Source organism: Legionella fallonii LLAP-10, from assembly GCF_000953135.1.
Classification (GTDB): Bacteria; Pseudomonadota; Gammaproteobacteria; order Legionellales; family Legionellaceae; genus Legionella; species Legionella fallonii.
On sequence record NZ_LN614827.1, the window covers coordinates 3,195,922 to 3,220,239 of the forward strand.

Here is a 24,318-nt window from a genome sequence, read left to right on the forward strand (position 1 = left end):
TTAAATACAGTACCATTAAATGTTCGTCAAAAAAGGTATCATCACTCTTCAGTGCACGAGGTTCAGTGCCATAAATTTTGAATCCATGCTTGTGATAGAACTTAATTGCACTCAAATTATTTGTCACACAGGTCAAATGCAGCTGGATAACTTGTGATTTTGCATGAGTAATAACCGTTTGAATTAAAGCACTTGCTACCCCTTGCCCTCTGTATTTAGGCTCGGTGTACATTCCCCAAATAACGCCGCGATGTTTTGTCTTGCTCCCATTCAAGCGATAAAAGGCAACACTTGCTACAAGTGTGCCATCAATGAAGGAACCCAAAATAGTGTTTTTGTTTAATCCATCTCGAAAATCTGAATCTGACCAATTTAATTCCTCTTCATAAGAGGAGCCAAAACTATCAGGTGAATTTTTTAGCGCATCTAATCTAAATTGCTTCCAAATATTCCAATCTTCTGGAGTTAATACTCTTATTTTCATAAAACCAGCTCCATCACGGTTACCGGGTGCTTCTTAAATTCATCCATACCAATTATGCGGAAGCCTTGACGCACATAATAATCAGTAATAGTAGGATCAAAGGTAAAAAGATAAAACTTATCAAATCCTAGAGCCAGAGCTTTTTGTGCTGCGGCATCGAGCAGCATTTTACCAATACCCTGTTTTTGGTATTTGGCATCAACCACCAAATCACCAATCCAAGGCCCTAAATCTGGCCGAACATCATCTTTTAATTGCAATGTGCAAGAACCTACAGGAATTTCACCGTATAGTGCAAGGTAAGTAATAGGCATACCTCGGTTCAGCTCTTCATAATATAAAGATTCAATTTCTTCAATTCCAATCTTTGGCATCCAGATTTTACCTAAACCTTCATGCCAAATATTTGCAAGTGCTGGTATAGCGTGTGGATGGTTTTTTAAAGAGTCAATTTTAATCATTAGTAACCTGGGATAAAAATCGTTTAATCAATAAATGATGCTCTTTCCCTGCGCCAGAAACATCACCCGACATGACAAAATCAGCAATATGATCAAAACCCGCCTTCATGTAAACATGTTTGGCCCTCGGGTTATCGCTTGCAGGGTCGATTAAAAATGTATCTGCTGATGCATCAACTTCTCTTCTAAAAAAATCAATAAACTCTGATAACGTTTTAGCTCCCCAACCTTTACCAAAATAATTTTGTTCCCCAATCATATAATCAATACCGTATGTGTGGCCTGTTTTTGATAGATGCATTAATTTAATGTCATCAATATGATCTTCTGGTGTTTCTTGGATTGTCATAAGCATGGCGAATGGATGTCCATGAGCAATCGCTATCCAATAAACATACTTACCGTCTGCATAAGATGAAGGCGTAATTCGTCCATCAATAAAATTTAAGATATCATCCTTATGCCCCTGTGTGTTATCCCAGAACTCTTGAACGTTAGGTTCTGCAAGCCAGGCAAAAATTGTATCGATATCATTTGCATTGACTTTTTTAAACTGTAGGTTCATTGTTTTTTCTCCAGATACAATTTCATCCCTTCATGGCTAGCTTCAAAACCCAATTTCTCATAGAATTTTTTTGCTCTTAAGCGTTTTTTATTGGTTGTTAATTGAATAATTGAGGCGCCTTTGGATTTCCCATAATTGATTGCAGCACTCATCATCCATTCACCAATTTTTTGACCTCTAAATTGTTCAGAAACCCTTACAGCTTCAATCTGCATTCGAGTTTGGCCTGTAAAAGTAAGTGATGGCATGATCGTTAAATGACACGTCCCGATAATTTCATCGTCGTTTTCTACAATCATCAAGTATTGATTAGGGTCAATGTCTATCTTGTAGAACGCATCAACGTAGCGCTGATCTAACACTGACTGCTTGTTTTCTCGTGTTTTTCCAAGCTCATCTTCAAGGAGAAAAGTCACGATCAAAGGCAGATCATTTATATTGGCTTTGCGGTATCTGATGTTTAGTGGATCAGATTTATTGCTCATGTGTTCCACCGTTGTTATTTTTTAACTTGAATGCATATTCTAAAATGTTTACTGCTGCCTGAACTGCGGACAAAGCGCTGACATCTAATTCCAACAAATGTGGATGGTCTACGTGAATGAGTTGCTCTCTTTGATGTACGTCTTGAGGATCAACTGATTTCCATCGCGCTCTTCTAGAGGGATCTGTAATACGTCTTAGATTTTCTTCTTCTGAGATAAGTAATTTTACAGGAATAAAGATCGAGTTGCGTTTTAATGCCATTGTTTCTACTTGTATGTAGCAATCCCGATCGCCTTCATTTTCATATAGGCAATTGGTTAAAACGTAATTGTGATTTTGTTCCATAGCGATGAATTCAAAAACAGCAGTGCGAATGCGTCCTATGGCATCCCATCCAAACTCAGGGATTTTGCTAAAGCCGTCGTAATTTAGCAATGCAAAAATTGGATTGTTGATGAGTTGATTATCGCAAACAATAAATCCATTTTTTAGCAATTCTTGGCTAATTGTATATTTCCCAGTGCCAGGATGGCCAAACAAGTAGATAATGTAAGTACTTTTTTGTTTTATCATCCATAGTTCATTTGTATCTGGTTGTAATCCTATTTTCTTAAAACCTGCTTTTTCATAGGATCGAATTGCCGCAAGATTGGTACTTTCAGGATCAGCAAAAATATGGGTATATGAAGCCGCATATTGGTTTAAGAATGCTGTAATTGCAGATGCACCAATGCCACGGTTCAAATAATCTGTCTCGCCTATCAACACATCGAAGGCTGCAAGACATTGAGGCAAGCCTTGAAGTGATTTTGAGCGAGGAAAATCATACGCATTATAGAGTTGAATATAGCCCACAGGTTTCTCATCAACACAGATAATATAAGGGTTAATGGATTTAGGAGTACCATGAACTAGCTTATACCCTTTGACATAATTGGCATATTTTTTAGAAATCAATTCATTCGTCCAATGGACATCCTGGTCCCACCATGTTTTCACATGCTCTGCTTCAAGCCACTTCAAAAGTAGGGGAAAATGTGATTCAGTTAGTTGCGTGAACGTAATCTTCATAAGCTATTTTATCTCTTCAACTCGTATTCAAACTACAAGATAGGTCAAAAATTGGCCTATCTTGTTTTTTACTACAGCTAACTATTATATCATGAGGCCTTAGTATGGCTCATCTCAGAAGAAGAACATTTAAGGCGTATCACTGAACCGTCCAGAAGAGTGAGATGGAAATCAATTGATCCTCAGGATGTATACCAAACAGAGCAACTCATCACTATAGAGCATCCGCATTTATTAGAATTAGATGTGAGTCAATTGTCTGCCGCACAAGTAGCAGAAAACATTTTGAAACATATACAGAGATTAACATAATGAATATACAATTTGAAAAAGCCAACTTAAATCATCTCGATATTATTTTCGGTTGGCTTACAGAGCAATTTGTTCAAGAATTCTGGGACAACACACAGGGCCATAAAGATGATATTTTAAATTTCGTGAATGACCGAAAAGAACCTTCAGACTATTGTGACGGAAAATATGTTTATTGGATAGCGAGCTCTGATGGACATCCTTCTGCAATGCTAATGACAATTCAGGCAACGACTGAAGAGAATATCGACGAAATTAAACGTAAAACCCTAGAAGATAACCATATCAAAAGCCATTTAGAAAAGATCATTCAATGTAAATTTTCTGCAAAATAGTTTGAATTGGAAAAATGGAGCATCTGTTTTTTGTATAATCTACGAACAGAGTAATATGAGTTTAACTACGCCAAGATATCTTACCCTGTATCACATTATCCCCTATTGAAGAGGTTTACCATGCATGTTGTTTTATTATTAGGGTCATCAACCGCAGGAAAATCATCACTGTGCAGAGAGTTGGTTTTAACACACGGGTGGAAATCTTCCAGCATTGATGAAGTAGTGGGTAAGATTGTTAATCTGAGTCCGAGTGATCTAAAGTTATTAATGTTTGAGAAACTTGATAAATCGGATGTTATACAAAACCTTCAAACACTAATGACTGAAGAGGAAATTTTAACATTATGTGGTAGAGGGGTTCTTACCATATCAAAAGGAAGTCATCTAATTACGGCTCATCAATTCCCTAATCCCTCGCTTCCTAACCTCGAAGACGTCCTAATAAAAGCGGGATTTAAGGCCGAAGCAACCAAACTGGCTAAAAACTTACGTCTTGTTACCGAAATTGGTGATGCTATGGTGAGGCTTTATGATGAGGTGTTCGATAAAGGTAATTCCGGGGAATCCATTGTTATTGATCTTGTACCAAACCCAGATGGTAGTGCCAAAGAATGTTTAGAGTATTTTCAAAAGCGTGCTCAACAATATTGTGAAGAAAATCCAAATGAAGCGTTAACCACATCTGTAGTATTTGCTTACTGTCCTATGCAGAAATTAAGTGAACGTATTCAAGAACGAAATCGTAAAGCGGACATCGATAATCCTATGGATAAACGGATAGGATTATTTCCCTTTCATCAGTTAGCAACGTTAGTCACGGCAGATAAATTATTTGATGATTCTTCTGAGCATATTCTCTCAAGAAATGAACTGTTTTATATGGTCAATAAACATGCCAATACGGATAAAAATGGTGATCCATTATTTTTAGAAAACCCTATTGACCCTGACGTACTACAACAAAGTTACGACGAAGAAATTCAGATAGTAACTAACTCAGACAGTGTGGTCAAACTGCAACTTAACGATGATAGGCTGAAATTAACCGCTGATGATTTACCACGCATAGGCTCTAAAAAAACCATTGAGGAGTATAGTAAGCTGGCTAATCGGTTTGGTTTTTTTGAAAATCAAGAACGTGCTTCGCTCAATATTCCAGAAGGAATAGACTTTGATGCTGTTATTAATACTGCAAAAGGAAATCCTACTACGCTGGCTAACGAATTTTTAGAGAAATGGGAAAAAAGTAAAATATCATCTGAACGTGTTTCAACACTATAAAGCTGTGCGTATTATTGCAATATTTTAATACCGCTACTTGAATATAAAAAAGAAAAGGAAATGTCTTTCTTGATGGAATTAAATCGAACCAAAAATGGACATTAAACAGTCCGATTCGTCATTTGAACCAAGCCTGGCCTCTATAACCTTAAACCATATAAAAAATGAGGCAGGCTATTTTTGAACATTGTTTCAAGGAGTTTTAAAAAAAAATAGACTATTATATTAATAAGTATACAAATATAGACAAATTAAAATGACAATTAATATAAGAAGTCAATTAAAGGATCTAATCGTAAAAAGATTAAATGAAACTAAAGAGCACTTGAAACAAGAATTTTTCCTTGAGCATCATATAAAAGTTGCCCGTCACTTTACACTGGATAATCTTCTTCCAACTGAAATTGCTGAGGGAATATACACTAACTTTCCTAAACCAAGCCAAATGCATTTATTAAATATTCCTGGAAAATTAAAGTTAAAATACAGCCACTTAAAAGATGTATCCAGTTTATTGCAAGATATTAATTTTGCGATTCAAGACCCTCAAGTTGTTGCTTTGATTGAAGAGATAACAGAGATTAAAAGCCAAGTTCCTGACCCATCACCGTATGCTGGTGGAATTAGTACATTACTTAAAGGATATCGTCTGAATCCTCATATAGATAATTCGCATGATGTGGACAGAAAATACTATCGGACGGTAAATGTACTGTATTATGTATCTCCTAATTGGCGACTCGAGAATGGTGGAAATTTTGAACTATGGGATAAAGAAATTAAAAATCGCATTATTGTCCCTAGTCTGTTTAATCGACTGCTTGTGATGGAAACAAATCGAACATCTTGGCATGCTGTTAATCCTGTTCTATGTGACGCGCCTCGATGTTGTGTGTTTAATTACTTTTTTTCTGAGCAATCTCCTGAAGGCGAAGAGTATTTTTTTAATGGAAATTCATTTAGAGCTCGACCTGAACAAAAAATTCGTCGTGCAATTGAACGTGTCAAGAATACATTCATAAGAAGATGAGGCTTTATCAATGCAACTTGATACACACTAGGAAGCATTGAGCGATGTTGAGAAAAGGAACAAATAAATGTTATTGGCTTTGGTTGTTCTTTTGGGTGCTATTATCGTCCTCTTTTCAGAGGAGTTTATCAAATCCTTTAAAAAGCTATGGGCAATAAAAGGAGCTAAATTACTTCTACCCCTTTTTGCTGCTTCTTGGTTTGTCTATACTTTTGATTTTTGGGTTTTGTGGGTAATCTTTTATTTGCATCAATTTTTGCACGATACACTGACCTTTTTGATAACGATTATGCCTTTTCAGCAAGGTGCAGAATCCGTAGCATTAGTCATCTTATTAACTTTCTTTTCTATTGTTCCTGTGCTGATTATTGATTTTTTTACTCGAAAGAAAAAATATAAAGGTTATCAATATCCTTATATAACAAGTACAATAATTTGGATATTTTGTGTTGCTTTATTAATAATCATCTAATTGTCTTGTCCCCTTTGCAACACTGGATGATTTTAAAAAAGGAAGGAGTGGATAAGAGATAGATAGCTGATTTTTAATCCATTTTAACCCGAGTCATCACCACCTCTTTGACCTAAAACAGTTAATACATAGTCCCAAATTTTACTTGACACATTAATTCGCTCTCCATCAGAAGGGTTAAGATGCAAATCGATATAGGGAAAGCTATTGTTTTCAATAATTCCAAATGGTTGCTTATGCCATGGAAGAGAAATATCCTGACAAATACAATCAAGGCCTGTAAGTGGTATATTTAGCATTTTATGTACTCTTTCCAATAACAGTTTGTTCTCTGGGTGCATTAAATCGGTAACGTTACTAATTTTTGCACCACTACCCATAGTCACTTTTTTTGAAATAAAGATTTGTTGTCCATTGTTTAGTACCGTGTTAAGAGTAACTCCCTGGACTTCTAAGTTTTTCGTCAAGTAACTATCTGGGTTGGTTTTAAACAAGAGTTTTCCACCCTTTTCTTTTCCAGCAGCTTTATTTCTTTTAGCAATTAATTCTTGGAGAGTACAGACACCATTACCAATAACGCTGCCAGGTTGGCGCATAACACAAGCGATTAATGATTCATTAATAATCAATGACCGATAGACATTACCAGGAATGTGTTGCTCAACCAGTACACGAAAATCAACTTGTTTTACTATTTTAATGGCTTCTTCTAATTCCTTTGGCGTTTGAATATTACAGAAGGCATGAATACTTAAGGAAGCGGATACTGGTTTGACAGCAAGAGGAAATCCTAATTTAATGCCGTACTTATAAGCATTTTTACTGGAAATAAAAGCCATCCCTACAGGACAGGGTATTTTATTGTTTAATAACTTTTTTTTGAAAATCCATTTGTTATCGTATTTGATATCATTATCAAAACACTGATTTTTTTGATAAATAAGAGAGATAGGGGTCTGCGTAAAATAATATTCTTTTTTATTGAATACCAACATAAAATACAACGTATGTAAGTTCGACTCCTTAAAGTTATAGAGTTCTAAACCCCTTCTTTGCGCTTCATCCCATAGTGCAAGTACACTATTATTAAATTGGTTCCTATCAATACTATTGGTTTTGGTAAATAAGTTTAATTTTTGAAAAATATTAATGGATGCCCTATTTAATAGATTATCGAATCGTAAAAAATCATTCTCTGAGAGGAGAAAAGTTTTAGATAAAACATAGATCAATGGATTGAATATACAATAATCGAATATACTAAAAAATTTCCTTCTAACATGACAGCGTTTTTCAGGATAGCAATGCTCACAATTTTTATCATCCATCACCGTATACTCCCTTATAGGTATGGTGTCATCTCAAAATGTAATAACACTTTTATTTAAATCCGTCTTCCCGACCCTTTTATTCGTAATAGTGGTTTCTTCGTAACTTCCCAGCTACCCCAATGTAAGAAAAGGGATATTTGAGGTAAAAATGTGTGTAAAAACCTTTCCATGAGCTTAGACTAGCTTGTTGCTCATGGATTGTGAAATTAAAATTCAGATAAACTCTAGGTAATTAGTTTAAAAAGACTTACCTATGAGAAACCCTGATTTAAATCCACAATAATTATCCTGTTGATTTTTTTCTCTTCTTTTTTCAGATGTCAAAAATCCTAAAGTTAATGTTTTTGCTTTTGGTAAAGAGGTGGTTAGTGGTGCTGATTCTTCACTAAGAGTAGTTCCTTTTTCTAATTCTTTTGGTGTATCTGGTTTTTCTTCAATATTAGGCGAAGTTTTCTTTAAGCAATTGGAGTTTACCCCATGGAAATTAGTTATCTCTCCTAGCTCATCAAAATTCCGTGCAAATCCATAGGTTTGAAAAAAGTAATTAAGCACATTATCTATCTCTACTTCTGGAGATATGATTGAATCTGCTAGAATATGGCCATTATGCGAATTGGCAAAATAAACTATAGCCGACTTGTCTTCTAAATTCATTGCCACCCACGCTCTGTATTCATTCATATCACCGGAATGATAGGCTCTGCTTGCACGGTGGATACGTCCTGTTACAGAGGTAATCAATTTTAATTCATTCCCTTCAGCTAATTTATAAGATTCGGTACATTTTGCTTTAAGCCTATTAAAATCATCCTGATTGCTTTCAGTCAATTCAATTTTATTAACCGTTCGACTGTTTTGATCTGCATAAAAAAGCGTATCATTAAATAAAATAACCGCGTTTCTATCCTCCAATAAGCGTTCTATGCAATCAAATGAGGTCTGGCTCGGATCGGTTGTCATTTTAATAAGACCGCACCCACTTTGCTCATTGGTTTGTAATCCAAAACCTAAACCCCATGCCACATGATTTCGATCCTGTTCTAATCTGTTTGCCTCTATTGGCCAGTTCCCAGGCAAATAATCATTGTTCATGAAGACATTGGGTTGAAATGCATACTGTAGCTCTTCATCATTCATCCAGGCTACTATAAATTTGGCATAATCACTCGGCGTTGTATAGAGGCTATTTGCTGCCTGCGGAGATTTACTTTTATCCGTATGAAAACTGCTGTGCTTCATCTTTAAAGCTTTTTCCCCAAAGATGTGTTCTTGGGCAAGTGTTTCAAGATTTGAGTCAGTTAGTGCCTCGATGACTTCTTGCAAGTAAGCAATTCCTGGACCTGAATAGGCATACTTTGTTCCTGGATCAAACTGAAATTCAATGAGCCCTTTGCCCTCATCATGCGTAATAGGTAACCCTGTAGTATGGGATAGTACCATCTCTGCGGTCAAAAGCTTGGCCTTATCTTCATCTTCTTTGCGGAATTTTTTTAGTATATCTGGAAAAACTTCATAGAGAGGAGTTTTTAAATCAAATTTGGCGTTAAATTGTCCTAGCCCAGGTTGGGCTTTATTCGCGTTATTTGCTGCTATTAATTTTAATACTAAATAGGCAAATACGGGTTTACTAAGCGATGCAGCTCCAAAAACTGTTTCAGGAGTTACTTCCATGGAGGGACTGGAGTGAAGATGGTCTGTAATCGAGGTAATCTCACTTAATTGATCATCGGACAAGATATCTATTTGTTCATCTTTGGCGAAACTTTTACGAAATTCTTCTAACTGATATTCATCCAATTCAAGCTTATGAAGTTTATCTTTTGATTTGTTATAATAAAGTACACCTTCTTCGGTAAGGATGTAATAGGATTTATAGAATTTGCTTTGCTCCTCCTTAATTTTAGCCACGGGCATCTTCAATAACCCACATTGGGTTGAGCTGACAGTGCCTTTAACAAATGGCGGAGAAATAATTCCTTCATGATTGACCGCGATAACCGATATACCTGGAATATCGGCTTTTTTCATCACCTCTTCCAATGTCATTTTTGATGTGGGAGCAGTTGCTTTTTGTTTCTTCTCTATAATGGGCTGAAATGCTAGATCGAGAAAGTGGTAAGCAACGTGACCTCGTTCTTTGTCGAATTCAAGGCGAAAATTGAGATTGTTTTCTGGTGAAAAAATATGTTCACCAACAGGAACAAGCTTATAACTTTGTCCAAATGACTTGAGCTTGAGTGACTCTCCTTCAAGGGTTAATTCATGAGGTCCATACTTGCCCGTATATTCTTGTAATTTTTCTTTACCTACCTCAATTGGGTGATCCAAATCATTTAACCACGCAAGGTGTTTTTTGATCTGCTGCTCAGAATCTAAATCTTGAAGCAGCGCTTGATTGAGTTTGATTATGGCGGTTTTATAATCACCCTTTAATTCAGCTCTTATTCCTTCCTGTTGCTCTTTCCAACCAGGCCTATCATAACATTCAATATGTTTCGTCAGTTCAGTAGTGTATTTAGGTTCCAATTCAATGGCCTTGAGCAGTTGGATTTTTGCAGTGACATAATCACCTCGTGACTCAGCCAGTAAACCTTCATGTCGTTCTTTGTAACCCGGTTTATCATAGTGTGTATAATCATATTTTCCACAAAGGTAATCGAGGCCTTTTGTTAAACCAACATGAGGAGTTACTAGTTCTTTGACAAGAGATAACCCATTTTGGCTGTTCGCAAAATAACAAATCGCTGAACCAGTTTCAGGGTTTATTGCAACAAATGCCTTCGCCCCTGATGTGTCTCCCCAATGGAATGCCAATGTTCCTTCTTCTGTTTTTTCTAAACCCCATCCTAATCCCCAAAATACGGATTGTAACACTTCTTGAGGAATCTCTTTCTTTCTTGCTGTTTCATCTTTTTCTGTTGAGACCAGTTCTTTCATTGCTGTCTTTCTCAGCGTTTGCTCTTTGAGTAGTGCCATGACAAATTGTGCATAATCATATGCTGTAGTTTGTAACGACCCAGCAGCAGTTACTTCGTCTCTATACGGTTGGGGCTGCATCAGTTCATTATGACGGGAGGCAAATTGTGTTCCTGGCTCAAAACGAGCACGCTCAAAGTGACTGTTTTTCATTCCAAGCGGTGTGAATACATATTCTTGTGCAAGCGTTTCAAGACTTTTACCCATTTTTGCTTCAATTACTTTCTGTAAATAGTGGTATCCTTCACCAGAATAATGGTATTGATCACCCGGTTTGAATTGAAACTCAAGTTGATTATTACCAGGCTCCCAGTTAGGCAATCCAGTTTGATGCGACAAAATCATTTGAGGTGTTAAAAACACTACTTTTTCTCTGTCCTCACTCTTAAATCGTCCATATTCTATTTCAGGCAAGGATTGAGTCAGGAAGTCTGGTGGCAGTTGGTCTTTTTCTATCAGCTTTAATACTAAATAAGCAAACAAGGGTTTACTCAAGGAACACGCCTCAAATACAGTAGACTCATCAACACAATCTCCTGAGTCCATATCAGAAATACCAAACGCACCGTTCCAAGAAAGTGTTCCATCAGAAATAGTGGCAATGGATACTCCAGGAATGTAGGCTTTTTTCATCAAGTCGTGCAACATCACTTTTTTTCCTGAATCAACGGTTGTTAAAGAGGGTTGCTCCTTTGTTCCACCTGTTTTTTCATGAGCAGTTTCTAATTGAGGGTTCGGTAAAGACTGTTTAAACAATAAGGTTTGCTCACCATGGATAGAACGAATTTCTAGCAGATCTCTTTTGAAACTTATTTTGAACGAGGGATCCTCTTCAGGCAGAAATTCGGTTTCTGATATTCGCACAAGCTTTGTTTCACTATTAGAACGCCTACAGATTAAACTTCCTTCTCTTAGGTCGATCTCTACTTCATTGTTATAATTTCCTACAAAAGGATCCATTGGAGAGGTAAATACCGTTTTTTCTGGAGAGGAATTTTGATGAACTGCATTCGACCATTCCAAACGCCTTAACTCAATGGCCTTTTCAAAATAATCTCTCGCCTCTTCAAGTCTGCCCTCATCTTCACAAATCTTACCTGCAATGGTTTCTTGCCATCCGGCCTCATCACTTTGACTAAAACTCATATAGTTAAAGAGCTCTTGCATGTCACCAATAGGATGTAAATCAGGAGAGTTTAAAATTTGAGTGGCAATACTCATCCCATTTTCTGAATTCGTAAAAAATACCGCACCCTTTTTTTCTGTAACATTGAGTGCAATAAACGATCGTGTATTAGGATTTGCACCCCATTGATAGGCGATAACGGCATCTTTATTTTTATAAATATGCCAACCTAACCCACACGTATTCGCAATGCTGTAAGCACCTCTTGACTCAAATGCTTGTTTTATTATTGGATCATCCATACTATCCAACCAAGCACTCATAAATTTTGAAAAATCATTAGCCGTTGTAAGCAGTGATGCGGCAGAATGAAGTGGTGGCTCTATTTCTAATATGGGAGTCGATTTTTCCAGCTGAGTATGAACCCCTACAATATTTTTATCGTCTTCTGGTTGTGGCCGGAACGTAGAGCGACCCATTCTTAGAGGTTCAAAAACATATTCTTGAGCCAGGGTCTCTAAATTTTTACCCGTTTTTGTCTCAATGACTTTTTGTAAGTAAAGAAACGCTTCGCCTGAATACGAATATCCCGTACCTAGATCTGATTTAGGATCAAACGTTAGTATAGAAGATAAATCTGGGCTCCAATTAGGCAAGCCTGTGGTATGTGATAATACATGTCGCGCTGTTAATTGTGTGGCTTTTTCAGGATATTCACCATGTACCTTGAATCGTTCATATTCCTGACCTTCTTGTTGCAGAATAGAAAGTAATGGCTCATCCAAATCGATTTGCTTATCTTTAACCAGCTGTAATACCAAATAAGTAAATACAATTTTACTCAGTGAAGAGGCTGGAAATCTCGTATTACCATCTACGGTATTTTCAGTACCTGTGGATTGACCATTTTTTTTGCCAAGAGCAAAAGAAGTTCTTACCAATTCGTATTTGTGTTGTTCTTTGGATTCGACATAAGCATAACTTACGGCTGGAGTATGAGCAGAATCGATTATTTTTTGTAGTTGCCCCTTATTAAGTACAAAAGTTGTGAGTTCCTGGTGAAGCATTATTTTTTTATCATGCATGCTTTTTTGGTCCATGATTGCTTTTTTTGAGTCTGCTACCCGTTTGGCATCATCCTCGTTTTCAGGCAAGATAATGGGTAATTGACTCACAGTATCCAGATAATTTTTAAGTGCTGTTGGTGGCTGTCCATGCTTGATGTATTCCTCAGCGATTAGCGAGTATGTCCAAAAATCTCTGAGATTAAAACTAAGCTCACCCCTATGTTCTTGGAGAATTTTATCCATTTTTTCAAAATCTCCATGCCGCGCATAGGCAAGCATTCGTTCTCCTACTGATAATTCTTGAGAGATTCTCAATAAATCGTTTGAATCGATCGTGACATCATGAATAACAGGCTCTAAACCAAGTTTCATGGCACATACATTGACTGCCCTAATGTTGGCCGGTGAAAAATAAGCATGAGTAAAATTAACAAACCCAGTCAAATCTACTTCTTTTCCAGAATGTAATGTATCAAATAACTCCTGCGTGTATTTTCCAGTATCGTGCTTAATCGCACTGCCTACTTTAAACTGCCAATCACCCTGTTCGTCTTTAAAAAACAGAATGTTTTCAAATCCCATGGCATCCAGGATAATATTGGTCTTTTGATAAAAATCACGATAATGATCTAAAAATTCAATCATGACTTCACGGAGCTTGGGATCGCTATCCAAACGTTGCAAAATGGCACCGATTCGTTCATCAATGATCGCATAATCATTAAGCTCAAAATCTACTCCAGCCTCGTCTTTTTGAATAAGCGCTTTATGTGCCTTATCGAACAAGTCCTGGTTATGCTCCATTAAGTAAATGTCAAGTTCCGCGGGTTCTATTTTAAAATCGAATTTTACTTTAGATTTGAAGCATTTCTCATAGGGTACGATTGATAACGCAGCACTTTGAGGCTCTTTTCCAGAAAGTTGTACATGACATGTAATGTGGTGTTCCCTGATGCATCGTTGTTTTCCATCTTTGTCAAAGCAATCGTATAAAACAGCATATTTTTTCTCTAACTCTTCAAGTTCCATAGGATTGGGATTTTGTTTCATTAATTTAATAACAAAAGGCGCATCTGGAAATCGATAAAGTACATGAGTCCCGCCTTCAGCGATATGCTCAGCTTTAGTTAAATCAATTGCACCAGATTCAGTCTTTGGTACTGAGTGAAAAAGATCGTGTTGTGCCCATTCACCTGAAATTTTTTTAACTGATAGAATTTGAGCGATTTCTGTATTGGATGTGGACATAAAAGGAAAACCAAAATAGAAGTGTTGCGCACATTTTAACCTAAAAAATTTGCGATCACATTGGGTGATGATTTTTTTACGGTTTTTTTACAGCTCAAATTGTTTTCTTATGATTTGTTCCTATGACTTTCTTGCTCATCACCTAAGAGGGTCGTCAAATTGATACCTTACCTATCAACGAGTTTGACTTGCTCCCACCAACAAGTTAACTCATTATTGCTGCATCAATAGCGCTAGATAGATCCAATTTGAACCCAAAATAATGCGTCACTTGGAAAAAATTGCAGAACTGTGTGCATCATGACCCATACAGGGTGTTATTAATCATCTCAAGAGTACCTACAATATTGACCGCTAGAATTCCACCAAACACATGCATTAAACCCTTTCCAGTTGCTCCTGGTTGCCCACCCGAAGATGCAGCGCGTGCAATCAATACCCACCCTCTTACAAAAGCAATCAGACCGATGACTTGAATAATAATAGTCAACGGCCTTCCAACGACACTTCCACTACCAAATAATGTATCAAGAGTCGAATTACCGCTGTTTACCGGTGCATATTGAAGAATATTTTGATAACCAAAAGTAGATTGCATGAATGTTGCAAAAGTCGTTGGAAAATAAATCAGCATTGTACCCACTAACAGATAGGTTATTGGTTCTTTAGCATTGGTACTACTCGATTGCATTGTTCGTTGTTCACCATATTGCTTTAAACAATAGATACCCTTAAATAAAAAGGCGCAACCGATAAGATAGGCTCCTCCGGTAATCAAGCGCTCTACAGGAAGCAAGTTATTTGCAATATTATTTAATACATCGACCTGACTCGATATCCAGCATGCCACTGTCCCGCCTGTACATGTACCAGCCATATAGAACCTCAACTATTTTCTTAGCTAAACCTAATTATTCGTGAGCGCGTTAATACCCATCACCCTTCCACCGAGTTAATTAATTTCACCCCATACCTTGCAATTTCTGTTTCTTCTCTTACAGTTAAGTTTAGAACAATTATGCCCATTTGTTTTGTACAACCAATGAGTACTACTCAACATCAATTTTTGATTTAAATTAAATCAAAATAATTAAAATATAACATTATTTGACAGGAATTTTGCAGATAACTTAATATTTGTGTATAATTATCTTACTTATTTATAAACTTTAATTTGGTATCCTTCATGAAAAAAGACAAAGAGAAAGAAAAACATCAGCCCATCCCTGAACCAACCACAGCAGGTGGAGCAAAAGAACAAACCTCTTCAGCTTCAATAACGTTACAACTATTGAACAAAGAAAAAGAAAAAATTAAAGAGATAGAAAAAAAAGAGTCTGCTGCTGAAGGAGCAAAATCACGCTGTCGGACTTGTTTTAAAGAAATAGCCCCTACCCGTCGTTGTTTCGGACATGGTGGTGGTGGAGGCGGTGGAGGTGATGGTGGTTCTGGTAAGACATCCGAGGAAACAGCAAGTCCTGGGGAAGATAAATCTCTAACTAAATCAGGCAAGGTATTAGAGACTACGCATGAATTGGGGGAGTTTGCTTCAATGGGAGATAGTGAAGCACTTGATTTAGAGTCTAGTTTTGACCCAGAAATAATTGCGGATTTGATCGCCAAAGGACTATTGCTGGTTGATAGTGATCGCGATTCAATGACCCTTACCATTAAATTGCTTTGTGAGCCTAATGCATTAACTGAAGAACAAAGAGAAGAATTAAAAAAATTCATGGAAGCGATTATAAAAGAATTTAATGAGTTTAAAGAAGAAAATCATCTTCCCGATGATTGTATGAAAATGATTCAAGATGAGAAAGGAAACATACTTTCTCTTCGTATTACCATGCCCACATTAGCCTTATACGATGCATTTAACCAACGGCTAGCAAATAATTTAGTGCCCATATCCAGTCCGAAAGCACAAGAAAAGGATGAAGTCACGAAAGATCAAAGTCATGCTCCAAATCCACTTTCGATGGAACCCAAGCATTCTAATAAAGATAAACCCACTAAACGAGAAGAAATTGAGCCTAATAAGGATATAGAACCTAAAAAGGCGGAGGAAGAGGAGCAAGAAATCTTTAACCCATCTCCCTTTAATATGAAACCTCGGTAAAATAAGTGCGAATAAAAATAATGTCTTACTTTTATTCGCATCTATTAAAAATTATATTTTAAAAATGTAACCTCTCCAGCAAAAATGGGAACAGTGAAGGTGTTATACAAAAGATCATCGGCTCAAGTGTTGCCAAAAAATATCTTAAAAGTAAGTTAAATTTAAGTAAAAATAAAAGAACATAAACATATACAAACCATGCAAAATCGATTCTTTCTCTTTTAGATAAGAATAAAGAAAAATTAACCAGGGCACTTGAACACTATTCAACAATGGCAGACAAAATTTTCAAAGGGAAAAATGCCTTTTGTCATTACTCATGGTGATGCTCACCACTATAATGTTTTGCAAACTCCATATGAAGTATGGTTAGTTGATTGGGATGGATTAAAAATCGCGCCTATTGAGCGCGATCTTTGGCACTATCAAGAGGTGCCTCTTGTTGATGAATATTGCAAACTAAATCCTCATTATAAAATCAATCATAACTTATGTGAGTTTTATAAACTTCAGCGTTTTTTTGAAGACAGCCGCTATTATCTTGAACAAGTCTTGCTAGGGAAGAATTCAACCCAAGAGCAATCAGAACAAGACAAAAAATGCTTTGTAACCCATTGGGGATGGTCTGTATGTCTAACCCATCTCCAATGAAAAAGACGCAGATTTTATGGACTTACTTGTTCTTAACTTTTTATTAATTGGGTTTGAATAATACTTGGCAATAGAATGTCCTAACAAGCCAGAAAGCGCCAATATAGTGAAGTACTCGAGTCCAATATAAATGGCTGATTGCTTGGAGTAATAAAATGTATTGCCTATAAACATCACAACAAACATATGGGTAAGATACACTTCATAACTATTTCTACCAAACCATCTGATTAAGGATGTTAATTGACCTCCATAACGACTATCCCTTGTAAGCAGCTCTTGAGTAGTAGCGATGATAATTAAAGCAATACCTATCTCTAAAAATGTCACATTTAAACCTGCTGGAGTCAATCCTATGTCAAAAACTTGCTTTCTGAAGAAAAACACAAACATAAATAACAATAAGCCTGTTGTGAAAAAGAATAAAATTAATGGTCGATTCAGTTTGATTTGTTTAGCTAACATGGCTGCTAGGCAGCCAATTGCAATGCCATCCATACAGGACAGATACGAGTGATCGCTCCAGATTTCATTGTGGCTAAACACTGTTCGAGCAAATGGCCCTAATATAATTAAAATGAGCATGAACACTATCAATTGATATTTATTTTTTAAAAAGATACATAATAAGGGGAAAAACATATAAAAAATTTCTTCAATGGATAAAGACCAAAGCACGTCCCAATTACCTGGTAAATAGCCAGTTTTGGCCTCTAGCCAATTAATATTAAATGTAAACGCAGAAAATAATGCTTTTCCCAGCGTGGTGGTGTGTAGGATAAATCCATTTATTTTTATTAGATCAAGCAGGCTCAAAACAATTAAAAGCGCCACTAGGCAGGGCATAATTCGGGCGAAACGCATCAAATAAAATTGCTTGCATTGGATATTCTGAAGATCGCCCCATTTTTTAATGGTTGATGTCGTAATCAAAAATCCAGAAACAACAAAAAAAGCCATCACACCATAATACCCACTCCTGAATAGGATATTCACTAATCTCTGAGGAAGAATACTCTGCCCAAACGGTAAGTGAATGTAGCAGTGCAACAGGATAACTGAAAAAACAGACAAACCTCTTATTAAATCAATTCCATCGTTACGAATAGTATTTGTTTGGTTTATTTCGTTATACATGGCCTGTCACATCTAATAATGCTTCAAAACCAGTTACAATTTGATCTGCATTTTGAAGCCATTGATTTTCATGTGTAGTGGCTAGCGCTACTACGTGCATTCCCGCATTTTTAGCGGCAGTTATGCCATGTGGTGAATCCTCAATAACCAAACATTTATTAGTTGGAACCCCAAGTCGCTTGGCGGTTAATAGATATCCCTCTGGGGAGGGTTTTCCAGATTGAACGTCTTCAGCAGTAACAATGGTATCGAAATGCTGACGGAGGTTTAGTTTATCGAGAGCTGTCGAAATTTCTATTTTGGTTGAGCCTGTACATATGGCAATTTTTTGGTCATTTTGAAGGGCGTTGTAAATATATTGATCTACACTTGTGATAATGGGTAATTTATTACAAGCATCTATGATACGGGTATACACGTCGATTTTTTCATTGATAAGCAAAGCAATAGCGCCTGCTGAAAATACACATCCCTTATCTTTCAATAATAAGGGAAACATTTCTTTGTCAGATAGTCCAATGTATTTTTTTGCATATTCTTTGTAGCTTAGTATTATCCCGATTTTTTTTAATACATTAGTAACTGCTTCATAATGCAGCGGCTCGCTATCTAAAATAACACCGTCAAAGTCAAAAATAATCGCTTCAAACATAAAGGTTTTCCCGTGGTTTAATTGCTAAATATATCATATTGTACTAAAGGTCACATGAGCATGGAATGCGTGATAAAGTGAAATTCATAGCTACCCCAAAGGATAAACAGCAAGCAAATTGCGTACACTATCCAAATCCATCAAGTAATGTTACTTCAGGGCTTCTTTTGTCTCCACCACCGCCGCCACCATGTCCAGAACAAAGACGTTTAGGTGCGATTTCTTTAAAACAAACCTTACAGCGTACTTTTGCTGTTTCATCAGCAGATTCTTTTTTTCTGCTTCTTTATTTTTTTCTTTTTCTTTGGTTAATAGTTGTAACGTTAGTGTAACTGAAGAGACTTTTGGTTCATCTGCTGTGGTTGATTCAGGGACGTGCCGATGTTTTTCTTTGTCTTTTTTCATGAAGAGAACCAATTTCAAATCTGTAATAATAGAGAAATTATATGTGAAATTTTTTTGATGGAATTTTTACTTTATTTTACGAAATAACCTGTAATACTATAATAAAGCTCTCTAAAACACTGTGACACGTTATGTTCTACTTTATTATCACCATACCTTTTTTATTAGTTATCTCAAAACTCCTATTAACCAATATACTTGTTCCCCATTTCAAAAAAAAAGAGCAAAAAAAACAGTTAAGTCAGAGGGCTGATTGGTCAAATATAGAGAAAAAGACACGTATTTTGGAGGAACTTTACAAAAAAGTTCATGCGAAATCCTCATCGATAAGGTATCGATTATTGCATTTGATTCAAAATAAAGAGTTTATTTATGGAGAAATCGATTTTTTGTCGTTTTATACCATTCTTGAACGAACCTTTCCTTCTACGAAAGATGTCTTTTATGACTTAGGTTCGGGGTCAGGAAAAGCAGTATTGAGTGCCATATTATTTTTTAATGTTAACAAATCTATTGGTATTGAGTTGTTACCTCCTCTGTATGAACAATCGAATACACAGCTTGAAAAGGCAATTCAACAATTTCAAAAACATGATGATGAGAAAGAATACCTACCTCAAATGGAGCACGTTCAATTTTTCAACGACAGTTTTTCGCATTATGATTTTGGGGATGCCGATATCATCTACGTAGCAGCCACTTGCCTAAGTGATCCCACCTGGAATGAATTAATTTCAAAGATGGCTGGTCTAAAACCAGGTAGCCGAATTATTGTCACCACTCGAATGATACATCACGAACAATTTGAATCCATTTATCAGGGTGTAGAGTTAATGAGTTGGGGACTATGTCCAGTTAGAATATATAAAATCAAACACTAAACCGTTTGGCTGAATACAGCCCATAGGAAGTATAACTGAGAATGAGTACTCCATAAACCAAAGCCATTCCTGGTACAGCGAAATTACCACCTCGCATAAAAAAGAATAGCACCAAGGTAGGAGTTGCAGCTACAACCAACAGACGGCATGAGGCTTTAAATGGGAGTTTAAAGCCGAAAAAAATATCAGAGTACAGCTGCACCAATGCGGACATTAGGAGTAAAATAACCCCAAAAACACCAAAATAAAATAAAGTCACGCCGGGAAAGACAAGGATTTGCATCAGCGTATTTAATCTGGAAATCCCAGAGGAATGAAGCCACTCAGTGCCAGAGAATAACCCATTAAGCCCTTTGTCAAAAGTGCGGGTATAAATAGGGTTGCCAATGGCATTTTTAACCAAACCTAAAAACTGCTTATAACTAGGTGGTCTGAAGTCAATTTTATTTTTGGTAATTAAAATCGTAAGTTGAGGGTATGCCTGATTCATTTCAGACACTGTTCCTGTCGTGTCGATTATTGAAACTACTTCTCCCTTGTTGTTTTTTATTAAATAGGGCATAGGTTGATCGTAAGTAATTTCGCCATTTTGCATGGTCAGTAGAGGGAGTGACTGTATGGGGAATAGAATCTCCTCCTGAAAAAAATGATTGAATGCTACGATCACCCGCCCAGATAAAGGAATGGCTCCCAAAATAATGAGGAATAAAAGGTACCCAATCCCCAAACCGTGCCAACGCTTCACTACATCAGCATATAAAACAGAAGAATAGAACGAAGCGTAAAGGGCTTTACTAAATTGTGATATAGCAGAAAACCAACGATATAATCTATCGTACATTAGTACCTCTTCGGGGATATTATCATTAGGTGGATTTTCTCGAATAACCAAATCAAGATGTGATATTTATTTCCTAGAAATTGAAGTGTCAACTTTTTTCTCCTACAGGAACATTTCGAGATCGTAAGTACAAATACAGCGTGGTTTTGGAAATATCCAACTGTTCAGCAATTTTTTTAACAGGGATGGTTCCATTTTTATAAAGAGCTTCAGCAATAGTCGCTTTAAAATCAAGATGTGTTTCCGGGACGAGAAAATAAAGCATGTACATATTTCAATAACTCCTAAAATTTAAAAATAAAGCAATTCGTATATTACGCATTAGAGTCAATCTATTCCCGAACAAATAGTTTGCAAAATTTTCTCACCATGATTTCGTATCAAAGAATGGTGCCCCTCATGTTCAAATAATTTCAACTGAGCATTAGGTATTAAATTTGCAAAAATAGTTCCATGAGACGCCGGTACTTGTTTATCTAAAGCCCCCTGCCAAATGGATATCGGATACTTGATGTTTTCCAAATCAAATCCCCATGGCTTTAAAAGTAACTTCATTTCTTGAGAAGCTCCACCGACTCCATTTCTAAAGGCTTCAAGGGTTGCGCCAATAATTGCTTTGCTATTAGCAGGGTCATGAAAAACGTTTTGGTCGATTTCCGGCAGTTGTTTGAGCATCTGCTTCATCATACTACTGGAATTCTTAAGCATCATGGCGGTTAACTTCATCATTACTAACGCAAGCCATGGCATGGCTTTGATCATATGATTAGCTATCCGTTGTCCCCACGCCAAACAGACTTGTGACTCAGGATTCTCAAAAGGCGCCATTCCTGAAACAATGGCAGCACCGTTTAGTCTGTGAGGTATCATATAGGCACATGCAGCAACAAAGGGTGCTCCACCCGAGTGCCCTAGGATTGAAAATTTCTCAATACCTAAAGAATCTGCAAAAGCCTCAACATCCGCCACCCATGAAGTAATGCTTCGTTTTATATCAATGGAAGATAATCCCATGCCTGGCCTATCAATACCAATCAGTCGATATCGATTAGAAGCGGCTATATCATGAAGATGACCTGCTTCAAGTCTGCTCCCAGGAAAACCATGGAAATAGAAAATGGGTTGACCATTAGTATCACCATATTCCGCGAAGCCTAGCTGTCTACCATCGTTTAATTTAATGGACAAATTATCATTGGCTATCTTATTGCTCATGATTGTACACCAGTAAATCTTGGGAAAATAATCCCGCCATGATAACACATGGCAGGTTCTCACTATTAAGAGAGTTTACGTTCAGCAAATACCCCCATTGCTTCAATTAAATATTCAACCAAGTTTGGATGATATTTATTATAAAACTCTCGATAATCAGGATGATCTAGGTACATTTGAGCCAGTCCCATGTAACTCTCTTTTGTTGGAGTCCAAAAATTTTTTACCCAGGAATAATGCCTTTGAATTAAAGCCTGAACTTCTATATCAGCTGGTTTAAGATGATTGCTCATCGCCTTAGCAAGCTCTTGATTTAACTGTTCGCCTTCTTGCTTAAATTGTTCCCAATTATCTTTCTTCCAATGCCGTACATTGTTCCAACTGTCATCAATTTGCTGTTGAGTAATTATACCGGTATTAACCATGTATTTTTCATGTTCTTGTTGTTTGTTTGGATCAAAGCCATCATACATTTCTGCGTCACGCATGATTAATTTACCTCTTAGATGTGAAATGGTTTTATCAATCGTCTTGATGAGTGTTTCGGTTCGCTCAAGACTGGATTGAAGAATGGATTTATGAGTATTCAAGGCTTCAATTTTATTGAAGTCATCGCTACTGATAATCCGCTGTATGTCACTGAGAGGAAAACCCAATTCACGGAAAAAACAAAATTTGCTGAAGCATCAAAAGTTGCTCTTCTTCATAATAACGATATTGGTTCTCGCCATAGAAGGCAGGCTTTAATAAACCAATCTCGTCATAAAAACGAAGAGTGCGTGAGCTTACACCTGACAATTTCGCTAATTTATTTACCGTGTAAGACATTTTAAGTTCCTCTAACTGACCAAATACACGATAAGGGATTACGTAACGTTAAGGTCAATAGGTAAAATCAATTTTTTAAAATCTTGTTAAAGCGATCATTGTGATCGCTTCGGAACAAGTCGATCTAAACTACGAATACTTTGCAGCTGCTTGGATAAAGACCGCTTGCTTGGCATCAATCCCATCTGGCATTGCTTTGTTGTATCCGCCTGTTGGATGAAATTAATTAAATCCATTGTTATTGCCGTACTACCAAGCCCATCTGCTTCACTTTTATCCACATGGTTCACGATCGCAGTAATCACCACATCATTGCATTTAAGCCAAGACATATGAGAAATAAATCCAAATGTGCCACCATCATGTCCCCAAATTTCACCCGATGGTAAATTAAATCTAATCACACCTAAACCATAACCCACTTTGTCGCTTTCGAACGGCAAGGGTTGTCCATTTTCTACATCAACAAGGCTGAGTAATTCTTGCCGCTGATTCGCGGATAATAGGTTATCGTCAGTCAATAAATGCCTTAGCCAAATGGCTATATCATGTGATGTTGAAACAATAGCTCCAGCCGCATTTGCCCATGACATATTTTGACTTGTAATATCTTTTGGTTCATCAGGAAACAATCCTATTGATGAATAACCATGTGCCATGCGTTGCAGCATGTCGTCATTATAGGCGCCTGCATAATAATAAGTATTGGAAAGATGTAATGGTTGCAATAAACGAGTATTAATCTCCTCTTCAATGGATTTGCCAGTCACAGCCTGTACTACCATTCCAGCTAAAATATAGTTTGTGTTTGAATAGCTCCAACCCAACCCAGGAAAGAAGTTAAATTCTTTATTTTTTACAAAGCTGATTAACTCATCTGAGGAAAATTGCATTTTGAAATCACTAGTCATCAGTGCGGTCCATAACTCAACCACTTCAGTATAATTAAAAATACCACTGGTGTGATTCAGTAATTGTTGAATTGTAACGTCTTGCCAGGCCTCGGGAATATTTTTTAAATAATTGCCAATCGGGTCGTATATGGATAACCGCCCCTCTGCTTCAAGTTGTAAAATAACTGCGGAGATAAACGATTTTGTTTCACTGCCAATTTGAAATAAATGTTCGGGCCTAATCGGAACGTCACCATTTAACGTTGTTGTGCCACTAACAAAATCGCGTGGTGAATCTTCACCAGGGCAGCTAATACTCACTTCAATGCCTGGTATATGATATTTTACTCGTTCTTCATCAATAATTTTTTGAATGCCTTCATTAATATTCTGTCCACATCCGGCATAAGAAACATCAACGCCTAAAACAGCTGTTAAACATATCAAA

22 protein-coding genes and 2 pseudogenes are annotated in these 24,318 nt (G+C 36.8%); 8 read left to right on the forward strand and 16 right to left on the reverse strand.

Annotated features, from left to right (window positions below; genetic code table 11):
• Nucleotides 1–28: 28 nt before the first annotated feature.
• The 5 genes and pseudogenes from LFA_RS20370 to LFA_RS20375 form a co-directional block, all read right to left on the reverse strand.
• Nucleotides 29–484: pseudogene (locus LFA_RS20370) on the reverse strand (GNAT family N-acetyltransferase); the annotation flags it as partial.
• Entirely contained in the window at nucleotides 481–945 is a 465-nt protein-coding gene (locus tag LFA_RS13325) for a GNAT family N-acetyltransferase (RefSeq protein ID WP_045096622.1), read from the reverse strand. The pseudogene LFA_RS20370 and the gene LFA_RS13325, both read right to left, overlap by 4 nt.
• Nucleotides 938–1,510 (reverse strand): GNAT family N-acetyltransferase, encoded by a 573-nt coding sequence (locus LFA_RS13330; RefSeq protein WP_045096623.1) that lies wholly within the window; start codon nucleotides 1,508–1,510, stop codon nucleotides 938–940. The genes LFA_RS13325 and LFA_RS13330 overlap by 8 nt, the downstream gene beginning before the upstream one ends.
• Complete coding sequence (locus tag LFA_RS13335) at nucleotides 1,507–1,995, reverse strand: GNAT family N-acetyltransferase (protein WP_045096624.1); 489 nt, start codon at nucleotides 1,993–1,995, stop codon at nucleotides 1,507–1,509. Before LFA_RS13335 ends, LFA_RS13330 begins: the two co-directional genes overlap by 4 nt.
• Nucleotides 1,985–3,067, reverse strand: a complete 1,083-nt coding sequence (locus tag LFA_RS20375) for a GNAT family N-acetyltransferase (protein WP_084602183.1) — start codon at nucleotides 3,065–3,067, stop codon at nucleotides 1,985–1,987. The genes LFA_RS13335 and LFA_RS20375 overlap by 11 nt, the downstream gene beginning before the upstream one ends.
• Nucleotides 3,068–3,226: 159 nt before the next feature.
• On the opposite strand from LFA_RS20375, the gene LFA_RS19910 reads away from it, so the two are divergent.
• The 5 genes from LFA_RS19910 (at nucleotide 3,227) to LFA_RS13370 (ending at nucleotide 6,500) form a co-directional block, all read left to right on the forward strand.
• Entirely contained in the window at nucleotides 3,227–3,379 is a 153-nt protein-coding gene (locus LFA_RS19910; protein ID WP_157010370.1) for a hypothetical protein, read from the forward strand.
• Nucleotides 3,379–3,714 (forward strand): hypothetical protein, encoded by a 336-nt coding sequence (locus LFA_RS13355; RefSeq protein WP_231865845.1) that lies wholly within the window; start codon nucleotides 3,379–3,381, stop codon nucleotides 3,712–3,714. The genes LFA_RS19910 and LFA_RS13355 overlap by 1 nt, the downstream gene beginning before the upstream one ends.
• A 120-nt stretch (nucleotides 3,715–3,834) precedes the next feature.
• Nucleotides 3,835–4,998 (forward strand): hypothetical protein, encoded by a 1,164-nt coding sequence (locus tag LFA_RS13360; RefSeq protein ID WP_045096625.1) that lies wholly within the window; start codon nucleotides 3,835–3,837, stop codon nucleotides 4,996–4,998.
• A gap of 256 nt (nucleotides 4,999–5,254) precedes the next feature.
• Nucleotides 5,255–6,028: a 2OG-Fe(II) oxygenase gene (locus LFA_RS13365; protein ID WP_045096626.1), complete on the forward strand. Its 774-nt coding sequence runs from the start codon at nucleotides 5,255–5,257 to the stop codon at nucleotides 6,026–6,028.
• 67 nt (nucleotides 6,029–6,095) lie between these two features.
• Nucleotides 6,096–6,500, forward strand: coding sequence for a hypothetical protein (locus tag LFA_RS13370; RefSeq protein ID WP_045096627.1), 405 nt, complete (start codon nucleotides 6,096–6,098; stop codon nucleotides 6,498–6,500).
• A gap of 83 nt (nucleotides 6,501–6,583) precedes the next feature.
• Here the strand turns inward: LFA_RS13370 and LFA_RS13375 are convergent, their stop codons facing one another.
• From LFA_RS13375 to LFA_RS13385, 3 genes are all read right to left on the reverse strand, one after another.
• Nucleotides 6,584–7,828 (reverse strand): hypothetical protein, encoded by a 1,245-nt coding sequence (locus LFA_RS13375; protein ID WP_045096628.1) that lies wholly within the window; start codon nucleotides 7,826–7,828, stop codon nucleotides 6,584–6,586.
• A gap of 240 nt (nucleotides 7,829–8,068) precedes the next feature.
• Nucleotides 8,069–14,248: a serine hydrolase domain-containing protein gene (locus LFA_RS13380; RefSeq protein ID WP_231865846.1), complete on the reverse strand. Its 6,180-nt coding sequence runs from the start codon at nucleotides 14,246–14,248 to the stop codon at nucleotides 8,069–8,071.
• Between the two features lie 298 nt (nucleotides 14,249–14,546).
• Nucleotides 14,547–15,125, reverse strand: coding sequence for a hypothetical protein (locus LFA_RS13385; RefSeq protein WP_045096630.1), 579 nt, complete (start codon nucleotides 15,123–15,125; stop codon nucleotides 14,547–14,549).
• Between the two features lie 309 nt (nucleotides 15,126–15,434).
• On the opposite strand from LFA_RS13385, the gene LFA_RS13390 reads away from it, so the two are divergent.
• Complete coding sequence (locus tag LFA_RS13390; RefSeq protein ID WP_045096631.1) at nucleotides 15,435–16,367, forward strand: hypothetical protein; 933 nt, start codon at nucleotides 15,435–15,437, stop codon at nucleotides 16,365–16,367.
• 300 nt (nucleotides 16,368–16,667) lie between these two features.
• Nucleotides 16,668–17,018 carry a phosphotransferase gene (locus LFA_RS13395; protein ID WP_052673968.1) on the forward strand — a complete coding sequence of 117 codons (351 nt, stop codon included), beginning with the start codon at nucleotides 16,668–16,670 and terminating at the stop codon, nucleotides 17,016–17,018.
• Here LFA_RS13395 and LFA_RS13400 read toward each other — a convergent pair.
• The 3 genes from LFA_RS13400 to LFA_RS13410 all read right to left on the reverse strand — a co-directional run bounded on the left by LFA_RS13400 (nucleotide 17,001) and on the right by LFA_RS13410 (nucleotide 19,212).
• The gene (locus LFA_RS13400) at nucleotides 17,001–18,155 is read right to left on the reverse strand and encodes an acyltransferase family protein (RefSeq protein WP_045096632.1); all 1,155 of its coding nucleotides are present in this window, start codon (nucleotides 18,153–18,155) and stop codon (nucleotides 17,001–17,003) included. The two genes, LFA_RS13395 and LFA_RS13400, sit on opposite strands and share 18 nt — an antisense overlap.
• Nucleotides 18,148–18,807, reverse strand: a complete 660-nt coding sequence (locus LFA_RS13405; RefSeq protein ID WP_045096633.1) for an HAD family hydrolase — start codon at nucleotides 18,805–18,807, stop codon at nucleotides 18,148–18,150. Before LFA_RS13405 ends, LFA_RS13400 begins: the two co-directional genes overlap by 8 nt.
• Nucleotides 18,808–18,957: 150 nt before the next feature.
• Nucleotides 18,958–19,212 (reverse strand): hypothetical protein, encoded by a 255-nt coding sequence (locus LFA_RS13410; protein ID WP_045096634.1) that lies wholly within the window; start codon nucleotides 19,210–19,212, stop codon nucleotides 18,958–18,960.
• A gap of 131 nt (nucleotides 19,213–19,343) precedes the next feature.
• Here LFA_RS13410 and LFA_RS13415 point away from each other — a divergent pair, with 131 nt between their 5' ends.
• Nucleotides 19,344–20,093 carry a class I SAM-dependent methyltransferase gene (locus LFA_RS13415; RefSeq protein ID WP_045096635.1) on the forward strand — a complete coding sequence of 250 codons (750 nt, stop codon included), beginning with the start codon at nucleotides 19,344–19,346 and terminating at the stop codon, nucleotides 20,091–20,093.
• On the opposite strand, the gene LFA_RS13420 is transcribed toward LFA_RS13415, so the two are convergent.
• From LFA_RS13420 to LFA_RS18970, 5 genes and pseudogenes are all read right to left on the reverse strand, one after another.
• Nucleotides 20,083–20,934, reverse strand: coding sequence for a DUF1189 family protein (locus tag LFA_RS13420; protein WP_045096636.1), 852 nt, complete (start codon nucleotides 20,932–20,934; stop codon nucleotides 20,083–20,085). The two genes, LFA_RS13415 and LFA_RS13420, sit on opposite strands and share 11 nt — an antisense overlap.
• Before the next feature lie 88 nt (nucleotides 20,935–21,022).
• A complete protein-coding gene (locus LFA_RS13425) occupies nucleotides 21,023–21,205 on the reverse strand; it encodes a helix-turn-helix domain-containing protein (protein ID WP_045096637.1) in 183 nt (60 codons plus the stop codon).
• 56 nt (nucleotides 21,206–21,261) lie between these two features.
• On the reverse strand, nucleotides 21,262–22,149 hold the full coding sequence (locus tag LFA_RS13430; RefSeq protein WP_045096638.1) for an alpha/beta fold hydrolase: 888 nt from the start codon (nucleotides 22,147–22,149) through the stop codon (nucleotides 21,262–21,264).
• Nucleotides 22,150–22,214: 65 nt separating this feature from the next.
• Nucleotides 22,215–22,977: pseudogene (locus LFA_RS13435) on the reverse strand (MerR family transcriptional regulator).
• Between the two features lie 95 nt (nucleotides 22,978–23,072).
• Nucleotides 23,073–24,317, reverse strand: coding sequence for a serine hydrolase domain-containing protein (locus LFA_RS18970; protein WP_172653475.1), 1,245 nt, complete (start codon nucleotides 24,315–24,317; stop codon nucleotides 23,073–23,075).
• Between the last annotated feature and the right edge of the window lies 1 nt (nucleotide 24,318).